At 61.5% G+C, this 17,841-nt stretch carries 21 protein-coding genes; 2 read left to right on the top strand and 19 right to left on the bottom strand.

All coding sequences use genetic code 11. The annotated features are described in order from the left end of the window. Positions 1-39: 39 nt before the first annotated feature. From panB to V0U79_RS00065, 9 genes are all read right to left on the bottom strand, one after another. The gene (panB, locus tag V0U79_RS00105; protein ID WP_330197420.1) at positions 40-867 is read right to left on the bottom strand and encodes a 3-methyl-2-oxobutanoate hydroxymethyltransferase; all 828 of its coding nucleotides are present in this window, start codon (positions 865-867) and stop codon (positions 40-42) included. Between the two features lie 48 nt (positions 868-915). Next, a complete protein-coding gene (locus tag V0U79_RS00100; protein ID WP_330197419.1) occupies positions 916-1,257 on the bottom strand; it encodes a hypothetical protein in 342 nt (113 codons plus the stop codon). Next, a complete protein-coding gene (locus tag V0U79_RS00095) occupies positions 1,254-1,802 on the bottom strand; it encodes an RNA polymerase sigma factor (protein ID WP_330197418.1) in 549 nt (182 codons plus the stop codon). Before V0U79_RS00095 ends, V0U79_RS00100 begins: the two co-directional genes overlap by 4 nt. Positions 1,803-1,828: 26 nt before the next feature. Next, complete coding sequence (locus V0U79_RS00090) at positions 1,829-2,212, bottom strand: DUF6249 domain-containing protein (protein WP_330197417.1); 384 nt, start codon at positions 2,210-2,212, stop codon at positions 1,829-1,831. Positions 2,213-2,296: 84 nt separating this feature from the next. Continuing rightward, positions 2,297-2,857 carry an NnrU family protein gene (locus V0U79_RS00085; RefSeq protein ID WP_330197416.1) on the bottom strand — a complete coding sequence of 187 codons (561 nt, stop codon included), beginning with the start codon at positions 2,855-2,857 and terminating at the stop codon, positions 2,297-2,299. A gap of 118 nt (positions 2,858-2,975) precedes the next feature. Further along, a complete protein-coding gene (locus V0U79_RS00080; protein WP_330197415.1) occupies positions 2,976-3,293 on the bottom strand; it encodes a hypothetical protein in 318 nt (105 codons plus the stop codon). Continuing rightward, positions 3,290-3,820 (bottom strand): RNA polymerase sigma factor, encoded by a 531-nt coding sequence (locus V0U79_RS00075; RefSeq protein WP_330197414.1) that lies wholly within the window; start codon positions 3,818-3,820, stop codon positions 3,290-3,292. Before V0U79_RS00075 ends, V0U79_RS00080 begins: the two co-directional genes overlap by 4 nt. Before the next feature lie 6 nt (positions 3,821-3,826). Then, complete coding sequence (locus V0U79_RS00070; protein ID WP_330197413.1) at positions 3,827-4,240, bottom strand: hypothetical protein; 414 nt, start codon at positions 4,238-4,240, stop codon at positions 3,827-3,829. A gap of 329 nt (positions 4,241-4,569) precedes the next feature. Then, positions 4,570-6,033 carry an alpha/beta fold hydrolase gene (locus tag V0U79_RS00065; RefSeq protein WP_330197412.1) on the bottom strand — a complete coding sequence of 488 codons (1,464 nt, stop codon included), beginning with the start codon at positions 6,031-6,033 and terminating at the stop codon, positions 4,570-4,572. Between the two features lie 132 nt (positions 6,034-6,165). Between V0U79_RS00065 and V0U79_RS00060 the strand changes: the two genes are divergently transcribed. After that, positions 6,166-7,671 (top strand): LytR/AlgR family response regulator transcription factor, encoded by a 1,506-nt coding sequence (locus V0U79_RS00060; protein ID WP_330197411.1) that lies wholly within the window; start codon positions 6,166-6,168, stop codon positions 7,669-7,671. Here the strand turns inward: V0U79_RS00060 and V0U79_RS00055 are convergent. Beyond that, positions 7,665-9,140: an NADP-dependent isocitrate dehydrogenase gene (locus V0U79_RS00055; RefSeq protein WP_330197410.1), complete on the bottom strand. Its 1,476-nt coding sequence runs from the start codon at positions 9,138-9,140 to the stop codon at positions 7,665-7,667. The two genes, V0U79_RS00060 and V0U79_RS00055, sit on opposite strands and share 7 nt — an antisense overlap. A gap of 103 nt (positions 9,141-9,243) precedes the next feature. Between V0U79_RS00055 and V0U79_RS00050 the strand changes: the two genes are divergently transcribed. Further along, positions 9,244-10,113: a LysR substrate-binding domain-containing protein gene (locus V0U79_RS00050; protein WP_330197409.1), complete on the top strand. Its 870-nt coding sequence runs from the start codon at positions 9,244-9,246 to the stop codon at positions 10,111-10,113. On the opposite strand, the gene V0U79_RS00045 is transcribed toward V0U79_RS00050, so the two are convergent. From V0U79_RS00045 to V0U79_RS00005, 9 genes are all read right to left on the bottom strand, one after another. After that, the gene (locus V0U79_RS00045) at positions 10,110-10,466 is read right to left on the bottom strand and encodes a DUF1428 domain-containing protein (protein ID WP_330197408.1); all 357 of its coding nucleotides are present in this window, start codon (positions 10,464-10,466) and stop codon (positions 10,110-10,112) included. The genes V0U79_RS00050 and V0U79_RS00045 overlap by 4 nt on opposite strands. Before the next feature lie 50 nt (positions 10,467-10,516). Next, entirely contained in the window at positions 10,517-11,266 is a 750-nt protein-coding gene (locus V0U79_RS00040; RefSeq protein WP_330197407.1) for a hypothetical protein, read from the bottom strand. Beyond that, entirely contained in the window at positions 11,263-12,060 is a 798-nt protein-coding gene (locus tag V0U79_RS00035) for a hypothetical protein (RefSeq protein WP_330197406.1), read from the bottom strand. Before V0U79_RS00035 ends, V0U79_RS00040 begins: the two co-directional genes overlap by 4 nt. Positions 12,061-12,270: 210 nt before the next feature. Then, positions 12,271-12,471, bottom strand: a complete 201-nt coding sequence (locus V0U79_RS00030) for a SlyX family protein (RefSeq protein ID WP_330197405.1) — start codon at positions 12,469-12,471, stop codon at positions 12,271-12,273. Positions 12,472-12,475: 4 nt separating this feature from the next. Next, positions 12,476-14,056: a glutamine-hydrolyzing GMP synthase gene (gene guaA / locus V0U79_RS00025; protein WP_330197404.1), complete on the bottom strand. Its 1,581-nt coding sequence runs from the start codon at positions 14,054-14,056 to the stop codon at positions 12,476-12,478. A 169-nt stretch (positions 14,057-14,225) separates the two neighbouring features. Further along, positions 14,226-14,873 (bottom strand): hypothetical protein, encoded by a 648-nt coding sequence (locus tag V0U79_RS00020; protein WP_330197403.1) that lies wholly within the window; start codon positions 14,871-14,873, stop codon positions 14,226-14,228. 321 nt (positions 14,874-15,194) lie between these two features. Further along, a complete protein-coding gene (locus V0U79_RS00015) occupies positions 15,195-15,620 on the bottom strand; it encodes a hypothetical protein (RefSeq protein WP_330197402.1) in 426 nt (141 codons plus the stop codon). An 11-nt stretch (positions 15,621-15,631) separates the two neighbouring features. After that, positions 15,632-16,402, bottom strand: coding sequence for a hypothetical protein (locus tag V0U79_RS00010; RefSeq protein WP_330197401.1), 771 nt, complete (start codon positions 16,400-16,402; stop codon positions 15,632-15,634). Positions 16,403-16,473: 71 nt separating this feature from the next. After that, on the bottom strand, positions 16,474-17,784 hold the full coding sequence (locus V0U79_RS00005) for an RsmB/NOP family class I SAM-dependent RNA methyltransferase (RefSeq protein ID WP_330197400.1): 1,311 nt from the start codon (positions 17,782-17,784) through the stop codon (positions 16,474-16,476). Between the last annotated feature and the right edge of the window lie 57 nt (positions 17,785-17,841).

Raw genomic sequence — 17,841 nt, 5'->3', positions numbered from 1 at the left:
CCGGACACTAGCCGCGTGAAACCGCAGCGGCAACCGCGCTTAGCCGTTCTTCGGCTTGAAGGAATAGGTTTCCGCAGCCGCCGGAAAGGCGCGGGATTTCACATCGGCGCCATAGGCCTTCACCGCATCCTCCACGACGCCGGACAATTGGGCGTATCGGCGGACGAATTTCGGCGTCCAGTCAAACAGGCCCAGCATGTCCTGCGTGACCAGAATCTGCCCGTCACAGGCGGCTGAAGCGCCAATGCCGATCGTTGGCGCGGCAATCTCTGCGGTGATCTGACGGGCGATTTCCTCGGCCACGCCCTCGATGACGATGGCGAAAGCGCCAGCGGCATCGGCTTCTCTGGCTTCGCGGAAAACACGCTCGCGTTCGGCGTCATCACGGCCCTTGGCCTTGAACCCGCCCTCATTGAGTGCTGCCTGCGGACGCAGGCCGACATGGCCCATGACCGGGATGCCGCGCTCGGTGAGAAAGCGGATGGTCTCGGCAGCATAGACGCCGCTTTCGATTTTCACTGCCTGGGCGCCGGTTTCAGCCAGGGCGCGCGACGCGCTTTCAAACGCCTGCTGCGGGGATTTCTCATAGCTGCCGAAGGGCAGATCAATGACCACCAGCGCCTGCTTCGCAGCGCGCATCACCGCCTTGCCGTGGAGGATCATCATGTCGAGGGTGACGCCAATGGTGGAGTCCAGCCCGTGGACCACCATGCCCAGACTGTCGCCGACCAGCAGGATGTCGCAATGCGGATCGAGAAGCCGCGCCATCGGCGCATCATAGGCCGTCAGGCAAACCAGCGGCTCGCCACCCTTGCGGGCGCGAATTTCCGGGACACCGATACGTTTGATCTTGTTCTGAGCGGACATAGCCGCTTCTCTAGCGCATGTTGCAGCGCAGCGATAGATCGCTATCCGCTAGCCGGCATAGAGATTCTTCGGCACCACAACAGCAAATCCCGCAATCATCAGGGCGAGCACACCCGCCGCCAGCATTTCCGGCGAGGTGTAGGTGAAGACCTGTCCCATAATGCCATCTGTCGGCAAGAGATCAGGATTGGAGAAGAACCCTTCCAGCTGGGTTCCGGCGACGGCTGACCCTGTGGACCCGGCACCGCCCAATACGAGCGCACGGCGCCGGTCCGGACGCGCCAATCGTCCCTGCACCTTCTTGACGAAATCCTCTGCATCGTCATCGGCCGGCTGGGCGGCCGCAAAGGCAGCCCGCAAACGGTCTTCGAATGGATCATTCATGGTCATGACGCCATGGCCTCCTCGGCCTCAAACCAGGCTTTCAGCTTTTCCCGTCCCCGGTTTACGTGTGACTTCACGGTTCCCAGCGGCATTCCGGTCGCTTCGGCTGCCTCGGCGTGAGACATGCCTCCAGCATAACACAGGGTGACGCAAACCCGCTCGTCTTCCTTCAGTGTTTTCAATCCACGGTCCAGATCGACCACAGATCCCATGTCCCGCGGGGCTTCGACATCGTCGACATCGTGCTTGAAGCGTTCCATGGCTTTCTCCGTTGCCTTGCGCTTGCGCGCGGACATCAGAAACTCGTTGTAGGCGATGCGGCAGAGCCAGGCGCGGAAAGAACCCTTGCCGGTAAAGCTGCCGATCTTGTTAAAGGCCTTGATGAAGGCTTCCTGTGCCAGGTCGTCGGCGAGGGCGTGATTACTGCACATACGCTGCATCAGCCCCCGCACAACTCCCTGGTGCCGGCGGACGAGTTCGCCGAAGGCCGCGCCATCCCTGGCGGCGACAACCAGCGCAATCAATTCCTCGTCCGAAGCACCTCGAGACACAATCGTCCTCCTGTCCAGCCGTTACGTCAGGCGTTTTCCGATTTGTCGCGGAACAACACGCCCATCAGGACCAATGCTGCGCCAACAAAGCCAGGGAAGGCGGCCACGCCTGCCATAATCCAGATCACTTCAGGGTCGCTTTCAGCACCCGAGATAGCCAAACCGAGGGCAAGAAAGGCCGCTGCTACGGCCAGCAGAATGATTCCTGCGCGGATATCACCGCCTTTTTTCTTCTGAGGCATGCCCAGTGCTCGAATAACATCCGGCGTGAGCTGCGTGCCGCTCTGGGCGGCCTGCCTGACAGTTTCAAGAACTTCACGGCGGTTCTTGGAACCGTGATGATAAACAATCCAGACGATCAGTACGACCGATCCAAATACAGTAAGGGGAGCAAGAACATCGGGTCCCATATCATTTCCTTTCGTGTCTCGAATGCGCCTCCATTGGCGCTTCCGGACTTAAGATGCAGCGACACACGAAATTGGATGCAAACCCTATCCGATGATGCCGACGCCGAACAGGTAAAGGTGGAAACGCGCCAGAAGAGCCGCAAACAGGGCGCCGATCACGATGGCAACAACATCCCCTCCCCAGCCCTCTGGCGGCTTGGGCGGATGATCCCCCCGGATGAAGGCGGCGATCAGGGTCAGCACTGACCAGACAAAGAAGGCACCGAACAGATAGACGGCCGCCCGCTCGCCATTGGCCATCAGGTGGGCGCCAGACCACAACACGACCGCCAGCAGCATGGGATGCTGGACGAAGCGGCGGATATGGCTGGGCGTATAGGCCGCCACAATCAGGATCAGGGCCGCCGGCACCGCAAACAGGGCCAGTGTTCGCCCCCATTCCGGCGGATAATAGAGGCTGTCCGTAGGGTGGGCCTCGATCTTTCCGTAGATGATCAGGCCGAAGCCGACCAGCGAGATCAGGGAATACAGCACTTTGAAACCACCCGGCCCGAAGCCGGAAATCATGGCATTGCGGCCGCCCGGTATCAGCCGGATCGAGTGGATGCCGATAAACAGAACCAGACCGATAATCAGGAAAATCATGAGCGCCCCCGCTAGTTGAGCTGCAGGTTAAGACGAGTCTTGCGGGCTTGGCGAGGTCCTCCGGTTCCCCGCTTTCGCGCGGGCAGGCAAGCCGAAGGATGAGGATTTTTGTTCGCGACTATCGTATCAGCGCGCGAGGCAAGATCCGGGGCAGATATACGCCCGCTGCAACGATAATGGCCGCCAGCAGAAGGCCGGGCGTTTCGATCACGCCATCCATACCTGAAAACGCCGTGGCCAGCACTTGCGGCCCCGAGGCCATCGCCAGTCCGAAGCAAACGGCACCTATGGCAATCGCCAGCACTGCAAGCTGCCACAAGCGCGAAAGCAGGCGATCCCGTGCCATGCGTTCTTCCAGCCCGGCAATGAAGCCCGGATCAAAGGCGGGGGCCTGATCTGCCATCAGGAATGAGGTCAGCTTTTCATTCGGGCTCATGCTTCACCTCCCAGCGCGGCCAGAAGTTTCGCCCGCCCACGCTTGATATGAGATTTGATGGTTCCGACCGGCATGTCCAGCACTTCGGCAGCCTCGCCATGTGACCATCCGCCCGCCAGGCAAAGGGAAATGCAGGCGCGTTGATCCGGTGTCAGCGCGTGCATGGCGGCTTCAAGTGCGAGGCTTTCCTGCTGTGATATGCCCTCGGAGCGTTGCTGGCCTTGTACATCCGACCAGTCCTGCTCGCGCTGCAAACGCCGGCCCGCCGCGCGGCGATGCTGCGATACGAGCCGCCAGCCAATCCCGAATAACCAGCTCCGGAAGACATCCGGATTTTCAAGGCTGGCAAGATTCCGCCAGGCCTTGATCAGTGTTTCCTGCGCCATGTCATCGGCCAGTGCGTGATCACGGCAGACCCCGCGGAGAAAACTCCGCAGGGCCGGGCTGTGACGGACGGCGAGCTGCCCGAAGGCCGCATCGCGCCCGCGCCGCGCTGCGGCGACGAGGTCGGCATCGCTCAGCGGCATCAGGAACTATTTCCGGCGGCGTCCGCCAAACAGGCTGCTGAACAGGAAAGCGATCGCCAGAACGCCAAGGATCATGGCGACGAAATACATCGAATTCGCATCGCCCAGCCATTCCTGGTAGCCGACAAAGGCAAAGACGGCGGAAAGGCCGGCAAACAGAACCACGAGGAAGGGCGTCCAGGCCGCCATGTCATCGGCGTCGCCGCCGGACGTGCCGTGACGGCTGTGTTGCTCATCCTTGTCGAGCGCAGCGATCAGTTCGGGCGGCGGGGTGTTGCCGGACTGGGCATAGGTCTTGAGAAGCTCGACCTTCGCCTTGGTCCGCTTATAGCTCATGAAGCTGTTCCAGCCCGCCGAGATAAAGAAGATCAGCGGGAAAAGCAGCCACCAGAAGCGGGAAAAAAGTTCCGTGAATTCCATCTTGTTGTCCTCCAATCGACCCGGCCCTTACCGGCCGTTCAATCTGTCAGTCGCCACGCTAACGTGATTTGGAGGCAGGCGGTCTGAAATTAATTCCGCCGCCGCGTGCAACATCCTGAATAGCCGACTTGATCCGGCATCTGCCTCAGCGCCGGAGCACCGGTCAGCGTCAGTCGCCAGGTAAGAAATCGATTCATGTTCTGCCCCCAAGTGTCTGGTGCGGAATCGGTTTTCGCCTTCACCCGGGCCGGCGGGTACAAAAAGAGCGGCCACCGGAATGCCCGCTCTTAAAGTATCGATTCAAGTTGAAGTTTGCATTCCAGGGAGCGTTAGCGGCTGAACGGACTGGCAGTGAAGTCCGGCAAATCAATCGTGATCTCATCCGCATCGACCGCCTCGCCGCGCATGAATTGATGCATCCGATCGGCGACTGCAGGAGAGGTCATGAAGAGATTATGGCCGGCATTCCTCACGATCACCTGCGTGACATTGTCCAGGCCAGCAACAGATTGCGCCTGCTCCTCGATATAGGTCCGGCTGTCGAGCGTGCCTGTCAGCAACAGGACCGGTGTGTCGCCGGACGGACCCGCGCGGAACTCATCTCCGAGATCAATTTCGGGCATGAAATCCAGCAATTGGGGCATGGGTGCATTCAGATAAAGTCCAACTGGGCTTTCTGCGACCGTTTCATTGAACCGCGCCAGCCGCTCCGGCGTAATGCCGGATGCCCGGTCCATCGCCAGTGGCATGGCCCGGAGGCTGATATGGTCGGTCAGTGGCACAAACCGCTGGATCAAGGCGGTTGCAATCGTCGCATTGCCGGCGTCCAGAGATGCGTATAGCTGGAGCATGACCGGCGCTCTTTCGGGATCTGCCAACAAGCCGCCGGCAAACCATTGAAGGTGGTGGCGCTGTAACAGGAAGCCACGTGTCGAACCATCTTCCTGCGGAATCTCGAGTTGCAGCGGGCGTTGCTCCAGCTGGTCATGAACCCGGTTCATCAGCGCCAGAATATCTGGATAGGCCGCTGCGGCGGCTGGCTGACTGTCGACGGCATCCTGCAGGCGTTGGAAATAGGCGGCCGTGTATTCCGGCAGCTTCACCGTCTGATCCAGTCCTTCTGCGCTCGCGATGATGACACGATCAAGCTGCTCATCCATTTCGCCAATGGCGGCCAGAGCCAGATGAGAGCCGTAGGAAATGCCCCAGAGGCTGAGTTGACTGGCTCCGGCATGTTGCCGCAACGCCTCGAGGTCGCGGACGCTTTCCATCGTGGTGTAGCCGCGAAGATCAATCCCTTCATCGTCCCAGAACGCCGCGCATTCCCTGGCCGCCTGCAGGTGCCGGCTCGTCCATTCCGTATCGGTAACCGGACTTGCCTGCGGATCCGGAACACTGGACGTGCAAACCGGAATTCCATTCGCCGAAAGTCCGGTCCCTCTCTGGTCGAAAGCATAGACATCGCCATGTTGCCGCATCTCCATGAAAAGCGGGAAACGCGGACCACGGGCGGTGCCGGTTCCGCTGCCTCCCGGCCCTCCGGCAAGATAGACGATGGGCGAGCCCGGATTGTCAGTCGTTGCGGGGAAACGGATATAGCCGATCTCGATCGTTCGCGTACCGGGATCATTCCGGTTTTCAGGAACCAGGAACGCGCCTTGATAAGCGGTGACGGTTTGGCCCGAGGACGCGGTAAACTCGATCTCGGTCTCATCGGGAAGAATGGCCGGTTGTCCAAAGCAGGATCCGGCCAGAGCCAGCCCCGTGAGTATGGCGAGAGAGATTGTTTTCATTTGTGCCTCCAATCGACAATCCGGGCGAGGCTAGGCCGATGAGCCCGGCGCTGGCCGGAAGAAATCGGTCAGCGGCAGTGATTATCCGTCCAGCGGCAGGACGTTTCCGGTGAATGGCGGTAGAAAGGCGCCATGAGAGCTGTTTCCATTCTGTTCGGGCTGATCTTCCTGGCCGCCGCTGCGCACGGCCAGACCAGCGTGGCTCTGGCCGGGGCCCGCATCTGTGAGGCCGGGCCTTCGGATACATTGCCGCCGGATTTCGGACGCGAAGGCTGCGTGACGACCAATCTGCATGAAATCGATCCGCAGGGCCGGCTGATCTGGGTCCAGATGAGACTGGACATCACAGCCGTGCCGGAAGACCGTCCGCTCGGCATGTTCGTTGGTGGAGCGATGGCCACAACGATATTCATCAACGGTCGCTTGATTGGCTCCAACGGCCGGCCGGGGTTGAACCGCAGCTCTGAGCAGCCCGGCCAGATGGATGCCGTCCTGTTTGTACCGCCGGACACTCTGCGGCCCGGCGAAAATGAAATCGCCGCCCTGATGTCGTCGCATCACGGGCCGGTCGAGTTCGCTTACCCCGTTCACTATCTGATGATGGCCGAATTTGCCTCGCCGCGCGAACGTATCCTGCGGGCATACTGGCCCGCGCTGATCAATCTTGGTGTCTTTGTCATTGCCTTTTTCGTCTTCGGCTTCTCGGCCTTGCGCGGAGAAGACAAGGAGGGTGCTCTGATCCTGACGCTGGCAGCGTTGGTCATTTCGGCGCAACTCATCCTGGAAACCAGCCGCGGCCTGTTCGGTTACGCTTATCCGCTCCATGCCTGGAGAATGTTCGGTGTGGTTACCATGGCAGCGGGTTTTGGCGCGCTGGCGCTGGCGCACATCCTGAAGCGCTTTTCCGGCTGGTCCGCCCGCCTGCGCTGGGGCGTGGTTGCACTGTCGAGCACTGTTGTGCTGGTCGTGACGGCCTTCACAGCCAGTTATGACCCCAAGACATTGCTGGCACTGATCATTCCGCTGCTGATCGCATTACCCCTTCTGGCCTGGTGGAGCCGCAAAGGCGGGGCACTGGTACGCATCCACCTGCTGGTTTTCAGCCTGCTCGGACTTGCGCTTTTTGTTTCGCTGGACCGTTTCATCGATGTTTCGATCTTCTATTTCGCGAGCGCGCTGTTATTTCTGCAATTCTTCGACTCAGCGGTCAGCCTTGCCCGTGCCCGACGCCTCGCGGCAACCGAATCTCATCGCGCCGAACGGCTGGAAATGGCACTGGAGCAGGCCAGGCTGCGGGCCGAGCCTGTCCAGATCCAGCTCCACAGCGCCGGCAAGCTGGAACGGCTCAATATCTCCGAGATCGTCCATTTGCAGGCGGCCGGCGATTACGTCGAAATTCATTTCAGCAATGGTGGTGCGAGGCTTTTCTCCACCAGCCTCAATGACATCGAGAGTCAGCTCCCGGAAACATTCCTGCGCGTCCACCGCTCACATATTGTGAACACTGCTTTTGTTGTCAGCCTGACACGCGAGGCCAGCGGCGTGGGGCTGCTCGCGCTCTCGACCTCTGACACCATCCCGGTTAGCCGGCGGATCATGCCAAAGGTCAGGAGCGCACTCAGCCGCCAGGGCTACTGACCCTGCCCCAGCGAATAGCCGCGTTCGCCATCGAAGGTGTAGAGGTTTTCCGTCTTCACCACGTCGATCGCGGCGCCGGCCAGCTGCGCCATCAGGCTGGCGACATGGGTGGTCGAAACCTCGCCATCGGCCTCGAAACGGCAGCGCCAGTGATCGGTGCAGAAGGTTTCCGGCAATCCCTGCGGCCAGACCTTCACACCGCGATTGGTGATCAGCACCAGTTTGAACGGACCCTCGGCGGCCGCATTCAGGCGATCCGCCAGATCATCGGCGCTTTCACAGTCGTGAACAAAGATATCGACACCAACCAGAGCCTTGCTGGCAGGCGCCGCCCGCTCCGGCGTTTCGATGATGATCGGCTTCTGATCGGCCTCATAGCTGGCTTCGGGCAATTTGGACGGTTTCTGGCCAAGGCGCGCGATCACGGCCCGCGCGAATTCCTTAGTCCCGAGGGTTTCGGTTTCTGGCTTCATGTCGCCGGTGCCGACACCGTCTTCCACGGTTTTCAGCCAGGCATTGTGGATGCGGGCCGCGGCTTCGCCCTGCCCCAGATGCACCAGCATCATGACACCGGCGAGGATCAGGCCTGACGGGTTGGCGATGTTCTGTCCGGCAATGTCCGGTGCCGATCCGTGGATGGCTTCGAACATGGCGCAGCTTTCGCCGATATTGGCCGAAGCGCCCATGCCGACGGACCCGGCAATCTCGGCGGCCACGTCGGAAATGATATCGCCATAGAGGTTCGGCGTGACGATGACATCGAAGCGCTCGGGCTGGTCGGCCAGGCGGGCTGTGCCGATATCGATAATGTAGTGATCGGCCTCGATCTCGGGATATTCGCTTGCAATCTCGTCAAAGACCTTGCGGAACAGGCCGTCGGTCAGCTTCATGATGTTGTCCTTGACCATGCAGGTCACCTTCTGGCGGCCATAGGCGCGCGCATATTCGAAGGCATAGCGGACAATCTTTTCACACCCCGGGCGGGTGATCAGTTTCAGGCACTGATAGACCTCGTCGGTCTGGCGGTGCTCGATGCCGGCATAGAGATCTTCCTCGTTCTCGCGGACGATGACGACGTCCATGTCCGGATGGCGGGTCGCGATATAGGGCGCATAGGCCGTGCAGGGCCGGACATTGGCAAACAGGCCGAGCGATTTGCGAACCGTCACGTTCAGGCTCTTGTATCCGCCCCCTTGCGGCGTGGTGATGGGCGCCTTGTAGAAAACCCGCGTACGGCGGAGGCTGTCCCAGGCGGCCGGCGTGATGCCGGCGCTGATGCCAGACTTGTAGACTTTCTCGCCAATATCGATCGGCTCGATTTCCATCTGCGCACCGCCGGCAATCAGTACATCCAGAGCAGCCTGCATGATTTCCGGGCCAATCCCGTCACCAAAGGCAACCGTGACGCGCGGTGTCTCGGCCTTTTCGGCAAATTGCGGGAAGTCCTGTGTTTTGGTGGGCGCATTCATGACCATTTCCTTTGCAATCCGGGGAGGTTCGGGCGCGATATAGGGCGGTCCAATTCATTTTGGAAATTGATTGTTATGAACTTTACTATTACGTTCTGCAATCATGCCAAACGCCCTGCATCCCGATCTCCTGCGCGCCTTTGTGGCCGTCGTCGACCATCAGGGTTTCAGTGCGGCCGCCAAGCGGCTCAATCGTGGCCAGTCGGCGGTGTCACTCCAGATCAAGCGTCTGGAGGAAAGGCTGGGCGTACAATTGCTGGAAAGAAATCCGCACCTGGTCCGCCCGACCAATGAGGGCGAGGCCCTGCTGGAACAGGCCAGGAAGATCCTCAGCCTGCATGATGATCTGGCCAATCGCTTCGACAAGCAGGCGCTGACCGGTGTGGTCCGTCTGGGGGCACCAGAGGACTTTGCCACCTCGCACCTGCCCGGCGTGCTGTCGCGATTTTCCCGGAGCCATCCCGGCGTGGTGCTGGAAGTGACCTGCGAGCTGACGCTGGATCTGATCAACCGCTTCGAGGCGGGCGGGCTCGATCTCGCCCTCGTCAAGCGCGAGCCGGGCGCCGGTGTTGCCGGCCGGCGGGTCTGGCGCGAACCCCTCGTATGGGTCGCCAATAGCGAGGACATCCTCAAGCGGGAGGATTTGCCGCTGGTGGTTTCACCCTCGCCTTGCGTCTATCGCAGCCGGGCCACACAGGCGCTGGATTCGGCGGGGCGGCACTGGCGGATTGCCTATACCTGCACATCGCTGGCGGGCACGCATGCGGCGGTGCGGGCCGGCCTGGGCGTCAGTGTGCTGCCCAAGGAAATGGTGCCGTCCGACCTCACCCTGCTGGATGGAGAGGAAAGTGGTTTGCCGGACCTTCAGGATACGGAAATGGCGCTGATTGAAGCCCCGTCTCTTCCCGTCGCTGCAGAACGCCTGCGCGAGACCATTATCCGCGAGCTGGAACACGGGCCAACGGCGGGCTAGGCCTCCACGATGACCTCGAAACCGCCAAATATCATGCGCTGGCCGTCGAACGGCATGCTGTCGGGTCCAATCGCCTGCATGCGCTCATCTTCCATGACTGCCTTCATGCCAGCATCGCGTGTCGCCTTGTCCGGCCAGACGGCCCAGGAGAACACCACGGTTTCGTCGGCCCCGGCTTTCACCGCCAGCGGAAAGCTTGTCAGCTTGCCGTCCGGGACATCATCGCCCCAACTTTCGACCACGCTGAGGGCGCCATGGTCTTTGAAATTCGACGCCATGGCCTCAGCCAGTTTCCTGTAGGCGTCCTTGTTCGCTGTCGGCACAGCGATCACATATCCATCGACATAGGACATGGCATTTCCTCCCCTGTTGGCGGGGAGACTAGCAGGCACGCACCGCCGCGTCAGTCGGTAACGGTTTCACCCAGTTCTTCCGCAATCAGTGCCTCGATCTCCTCGGCAATGCGTAACTGGGTGACCAGCAGCTGGTAATTGTTCAGTTGAACCATCTGGATCATCGTCAGATGGCCGGGAATATCGGGATCGCTGAAAAAGCGCTGGTCGTCGAAAGCGGTGGGCGAAGTGGTTGTATCCCCGTTTTCCTCGAAGCCGATATCTACCTGCACCAACCCGCCCATTGCGGTGCGGTTTTCGACATATTCCTGCCGGATCGTGCGCCACGCATCGCGCGCAATCGAGGCAAATTCCGCATATTCGAACAGAAGGTTGCGCAACTCCGTGTTCTGCAGGAGCGCCAGGTCGCCGCGCGACACCATTTCCTCGAAGGTGGCCGCGGGTCCGGACGGCACACGGCCTGCGCCAATGCCGATTGCCGCGCCTGCCAGATCATCTTCAGACGGCATGGGGGCGTCGCTTTCGCCATTGTGGACAGCCAGGGCGAGCAGCAGGAGCTCGGCGCTTTCCACGCTGATGCGGAAGGTCGCCTGCCCATCCTCCAGGCGTGCAGTGATCACGTCGAAATCACTGGCAAGCGAGTGCAGATAGGCTTGGCCGCGTGCCGCATCCATCCGCCGTTCATTCCATTGCTGGGCCTGCAGACCGATGAAGACACCCAGCACCACGACCAGGAAATCCAGCGCAATGGCCGTCCAGTTCTGCTCACGAACGTGTTCTGACAGGCGCCGAAGGATCATTGGCCATCCTCATCGAAGTTCCGCCAGGGCCGTTCGGGATGGTCCGGCAATTGCGGCAGCCCCTCTGTGGGGATGCCCAGTTCCCCGGCCAGGCGGTCCCTCAGATCGGCGAACTCTTCCATGGATCCATAGGAGAAGCCGTATATGAGCTCCGATTGGACATGGAGATCGGAAAACGTGTTGAGGAAGGCCGGATCCGATGCCAGCGTTTCGAAATCGTAGTTCACTTCCGCCTGTCCACCGTGGGTAGTCGATTCAGCACGGACGATCTCGTAATGCCGGGTCAGCTGGGCGCGAAGCGGGATGACGCGGGCCGAGGCGTCGCGGACAATCGCGTCATTGCGGTCATACCAGCCGCCCAGGCGGGAAATCTCCGAGCGCAGCTCGACATCGCGGATCAGGGCAATATTGCCGGTCGAGAATAATTCCTCGACCGTGCCCCAGCGGCGGCGCTGCGGATTGTGTATCCCGGCCCAGGCGAGACCGGATTCAAACATGGTTTCGGCCCCGGGATCGAGCGCCCCGGCGCGCAGGCTCTCGAGGACCAGGTACTGGGTTTCCAGCCGGCTGACTTCCCATCCGATATTGGTGTTGAAATCTTCGATCGAACCGTTGAGATCGTCAAACAGGCGCTCGAGATACTGGCGTTCAAGGCTTCGCGCGTGTCGCGCCTCATTCCAGGTATTGACCTGCAGGGCGAGGAGCACGCCCAGCACAACCATGGCGAACTCGATCAGCACCGTCACCCAGTCCTGCCGTCGAAGCGCATCGGCCAAACGCCGCTGAATCGTCATGGAAACTCCCCCTGCCGCCGAGGTTAGCAGGACTTGCGGGCGATGCCATCCTGCGCGGGGTGGCGAAGGCTTGTTTTCTCCCCCTGCTTGCGGGGGGAGTGGCCTGAAAGGCCGAGGGGGGCGATTAACGCTTGATTTGGCCCCCTCCGCTCGCTTCGCGATCACCTCCCCCGTAAACGGGGGAGGAAAAACAACGCCGGAGGTCCGACCTCAATAATGCGGCGGTTTTTCATTGCCCGGAGCGGGCAGGCCGGATTCGAGCTCGGCAATGCGGTCGTCCGAGGCTTCCAGACGCTTTTTCAGCCGTTCGATCTCGCGCTGCTGGTGGGTCATCACCTCGGACAGCTCGTCAATCGTGCGCTGTTGTTCAGCGGCGAGCATTTCCAGGGCATCGAGGCGGTCCGAACTCACCCCCCTACTCCCACTCGATCGTGCCGGGCGGTTTGGACGTCACGTCATAGACAACGCGGTTGACGCCGCGCACCTCGTTGATGATGCGCGTGGCGGTGCGGCCGAGGAAGTCATGATCGAAGGGGAAATAATCCGCCGTCATGCCGTCCACTGACGTCACAGCGCGCAGGGCGAGGACGTGGTCATAGGTGCGGGCATCGCCCATCACGCCGACGGTCTGCACCGGCAAGAGCACGGCAAAGGCCTGCCAGATCGTATCGTAAAGCCCCGCCTTGCGGATCTCGTCGATATAGATCGCATCGGCCTTGCGCAGGATGTCGGCCTTTTCCTTGGAGACCGCGCCGGGAATGCGGATGCCGAGGCCTGGCCCCGGGAAGGGATGGCGCTGGACAAAGGCATCGGGCAGGCCCAGCTCGCGGCCCAGCGCCCTCACCTCGTCCTTGAACAGCTCGCGCAGCGGCTCGACCAGCTTCATGTTCATACGTTCGGGCAGGCCGCCGACATTGTGGTGCGACTTGATCGTCACAGACGGGCCGCCATCAAAGGAGACGCTCTCGATGACATCCGGATAGAGCGTGCCCTGCGCCAGGAAATCCGCCCCGCCCGCGGCCTTGGCGTGCTTTTCGAACACGTCGATGAAGAGCCGGCCAATCGTCTTGCGCTTGGCTTCCGGGTCGGTGACGCCGTCCAGCTCGCCGAGGAAGAGCGCTTCCTCGTCGGCATGTACCAGCGGGATGTTGAATGAGTCCCGGAACAGGCCAACGACTTCCTCCGCCTCATTCAGGCGCATCAGCCCGGTATCGACGAAGACACAGGTCAGCTGGTCGCCGATCGCATCATGGATCAGCTTGGCCGCGACCGCGCTGTCGACACCGCCGGAGAGACCGCAGATCACCCGGCCGGAGCCGACCTGATCACGGATCTTGGCCATCGCCTCCTCGCGGAAGGCCGCCATCGTCCAGTCGCCCTTCAGCCCGGCAATCTTGTGGGTGAAATTGCGCAAGAGGAGCGCGCCGCGCGGCGTGTGCACGACTTCCGGGTGGAATTGCACGCCATAGAAGCGCCGTCCCTCGTCCGCGATGGCGGCAAAGGGCGCATGGTGCGAGGTGGCAATGACGTGGAAGCCGGGCGCCAGGCTGGCGACGCGGTCGCCATGGCTCATCCAGACGCGTTCCTCATGGCCGACACCGCCAAAACCGTCAAACAGCGGGCTCTCGGCGACGATCTGGATGTCGGCGCGGCCAAACTCCTTGTCCTCGCTGCCTTCTACCGAACCGCCCAGCTGGGCCATCATGGTCTGCTCGCCATAGCAGATGCCCAGAACCGGCACGCCCAGCTCGAACACGGCGTCATCTGCGCGCGGCGAGTTCTCCCAGTGCGTGGAGTGCGGCGAACCCGACAATATGATCGCCTGAGGGCCGAAGCCTTCGATAAAGGCCCGGTCGGCGCGATTATACGGATGGACTTCGCAATAGACGCCGCTTTCGCGCAGGCGGCGGGCGATCAGCTGGGTCACCTGGGAGCCGAAATCGACCACCAGGACGCGTTCATGATGCTTGGCAAGATCTTGGGAGAGGTCTGTCATGGCGAGCGATTAGCGCGAGTCAGCGGGAAACGCGAGTCCGGATGTTCAGGTTTACGCTTATTCGTCATTCCGGGGCGCGCCGCGGGCGTGAACCCGGGACCCATTCCGGACCCTCACCGTCACGGAATGGGTCCCGGATCAGGCTGACGCCTGTCCGGGATGACGATTGTCATCGATCTAGATACGCCCGCAAACGTTCCCCGGCCGCCCGGAAAAACGGCGTGTCGTATTGCGCCGAATGATCATCCTCATGATTATCCATGCCCGGCTTCGTCAGCGTGCCGGCGGGCTCCACCCAGCTGCGGATATGGCGCTCCGGGTTTTCCGACCAGGACAGGTTGAAGGCGCCGAGTTTGGGGTAAAAGATCTGCACCGAATATGGCAGGTGATCATGGATGAACCAGGCCATGGCGGGCCAGTTTTTGCTGGCCTCGAATTCGTCTACCCAGGCATTGACGACAATGGTCGCCATTACGCCCAGCGCACCGTCCTTGTCGCGATAATCGAAGATGTGGCGACCGTAATTCGCTTCATTGGAGGCGCAGTTGAGATCGTGCTCATTGCCATAGGCGTTCACCTCCGGCGAACGATAGGCCGAGCGGATCGATATCTTGCCGAACGCCGCGGTCAGGGGCTCGAGAAGCTGCTCGCAATAGTGTGTGGCCGCTTCGATCGCGACATCGGGATAATGCGGCAAATTGGGGATGCCGTGATAATTGGAGATCTCGGAATAGAGAAAATCGCGGAAGAAGAAATTCGGCGACAGGCGCACCCGTCCGAGTTTGTCAAGCGCGGCGTAGGAGAGCTTTTTCGTCATGAGCGGGAGTTTTGGGCCCAAGTGGTGCAGTTGGCGAGTCCGCTCACTACGAATTGAACCCATCAATTCGTCATTCCGGAGCACTGCTTTTCTCCCCCTGCTTGCGGGGGGAGTGGTCCGCCTGTCCCCGCGAAGGCGGGGAAAAGGACCGAGGGGGGCTGGCCCCCTCCGCTTCGCATACGCTCAGCACCTCCCCCGTGAACGGGGGAGGAAAACAATACAGACCGCGTCTTTCTCCGGCTTGCCTGTCCTCGCGAATGCAGGGGACCGGAGGAAGACGAGGAATGAACTTGGACCTTCAGCGCCGACAAAACGTGCCGCTTATGAGCCCAGCCCCAGCGCCTTGGCCCGTCTGGCTTCGAGCAGCGGGATCAGCGTGTTCGGCGAACGCCCGATCAGATGGCTGATCGAAAAGCTCTTGCCATTGGTCAGGCGGCAGCCCGTCATGCCCGGTGCGGCAACGTAGAAGCTGTGAATGTCGCGCCAGGCAGCCTCGCGGCGGATCACCGAGCCATGTTCGCGCAGGCCTTCCGGCGTCAGTTCCAGGTAATAGATCCGGAACAGCAAGACAGCGTGCTGCACGGCGACAATCACGATGACCAGCCAGAACAGCGCATAAAGAAAGACGCGGATCTCCTCGGGCGGATTGGGACCGAAAAACATCTGGAAGAGGAGCGCCACGGGAATACCGACCATCAACAGGGCATTGTCCAGCGACAGGCGTCCGTAGATCCGCTCGGTGTCCATCGCGGCCTCCCCTATTCCAGCCGCTCCAGCGCGGCCAGCGCATCGGCGGCGGCGGAACCAACCCGCAGGAACGCGACGGTCTTCACCTCTATCAGCGCCAGAGATTCGCGGAGCTCGGGCACCAGATCGGCCGCAAGAAGGCTTTGAATGGCTTCGTCAAATTCCTGCGATGAGAGGTCAGGTGGACAGGTATCCGGGATGTTGAAGATCGTCGATCCCTGCTCATCCACCTCGAACACAGCCGAGCACACGGCGCGGAGCCGTGTGATCACGTCATAGGGCATGGCCCGCCGCAGGGCGGACTGGTACTGCCCCACATCAATCATGAAGCTCTCGGAGTTTTCCGCGATCCGATAGAAGCGCACGAGACTTTGCCGCACATCGGCATCGGGAATGGTCTGGAAAGCCCCGGTCGACAGCAATTCGTCGAATGTATCGGCCTGGACCCGGACGCCAATGCCGTGCCCGGCAATATAGGCGTCGACGATGAAATCCTCATCAAGGCCGGCGGGATCACCCCGTAACGCGTCCAGCGCCGCAATCGTGTGGCCCCGCACCCAGTCGGCATAGGCGATATTGTATTCAAGCTGGTCCCGGTTGGCCTCCAGCTCTCCCTGCAGACGCACCACGTATTCCCGTCCGATCTCGCGCTCGGCGCGGTCGGCATTCCACGCCGTGATCTGGAAACCGATCACCACACCGGCGATGACAATCAGGAATTCGACCAAAACCGCGAACCAGTTCTGTGTCCGGAGCGCCTTGGCCAAGTTTGCCAGGATCATTGCGTATCTCCCCCTTAAGGAGAACGCTAGTCAAAGCCGGTGGTGACGCAAGGAAGAAGTGGGGGTGGTGGCTAGGTTGCCCGCTTCATCACCGCGATGAAGAAGCCATCCGTGGCGCTTCTTCGCGGCGATAATTGGAGCGCACCGCCGGGCACATTGCAACCGGAAAGTGTGGCTTCCGCACCCTCGACGAGCCCGCCGGAGCGGGTCAGTTCCGCCAGCGTGTCCAGCTGGGAAAAGTCGCGATCGCGCGTCAGGAACGCCTCGACGCGGTCATTATTCTCTTCCGGCAATATGGAGCACGTCACATAGATGAGGCGCCCGCCCGCCTTTACGTATTTCGCTGCCGTATCAAGAACTTGATCCTGTTCCTGAATGCGTTGATTCAAGGCTTTCTCGCTGACCCGCCACTTGGCATCCGGCCGCCTGCGCCAGGTGCCGGTGCCGGTGCACGGCGCATCCACGAAGACCACATCCATCTTGCCTTCCAGCTCGGCCAGCTCGTCTTCCGGCCCGTCATGGACCTGAACGTTCCTGCAGCCCGCCCGCTGGAGCCTTGGCCAGATGGCGCGCAGCCGCCGCCAGTCGATATCCCAGGCATGGATCTGTCCGGTATTGCCGGTCATGGCGGCGAGCTCCAGCGTCTTGCCGCCGGCCCCCGCGCACAGATCGAGCACCTGATCACCCGGCTTCACACCCGCGGCGAGCCCGGCCAGCTGGCTGCCCTCATCCTGCACTTCCACCCAGCCCTTGCCATAGGCAGGGATCGAGTCTGCCGGGGCCGACTTGCCCGTCGGATCGGTCTGCGGAATGCGGATGCAGGAGCGCGCCAGATGCCCGGCATGGGCGGTGGGGATTTTCGCCGTGACAGCAGAAAGCGCCTTGTCCGGATCGGATTTCAACTCATTGACGCGCAGATCGACCGGCGCGCGGTCGGACATGGCGGCGCCCTCTTCCGCGGCGAACTCGCCAAAGACGCGCAGCAGGCTTTCGTCCAGCCATTCCGGATAATCGCCGCGCACATGGGCGGGCGCGTCATGGATATCGCGGGTGAAGCCCTCGATCTCGGCGTCCGTCAGGGGTTCGGGCGCGTGCGGGTCGTCGGCAAAGGCCTGCGCCAGATCCGCCGGCGTCATCTTCCAGATACGGCCGACAACGCCCATGGCCAGCGCGCGCGGGCTGTCATCGCCCATGGCAAAACCCAGAGACGCCTTGCGGCGCAGCGCATCCATCACCAGGCCGGAAATGAAGGCGCGGTCGCCCGATCCCGCAAAGCGGTGGGCGGCACCCCATTCCTTCACCGCCAGCTTGACCGGGCGGTGTTGGGTTTCGATGGCGTCGAGAATTTCGATCGCGGCTGCGATGCGTCCGCCCAATCTCATGGCATTGTCCTTTTCTCCCCCTGCTTGCGGGGGGAGTGTCCCGTAGGGACGAGGGGG

Source organism: Hyphobacterium lacteum, assembly GCF_036330345.1.
Lineage (GTDB): Bacteria > Pseudomonadota > Alphaproteobacteria > Caulobacterales > Maricaulaceae > Hyphobacterium > Hyphobacterium lacteum.
The sequence above is the reverse complement of the archived record's forward strand: the minus strand, read 5'-3'. Positions and strand labels throughout refer to the sequence as shown.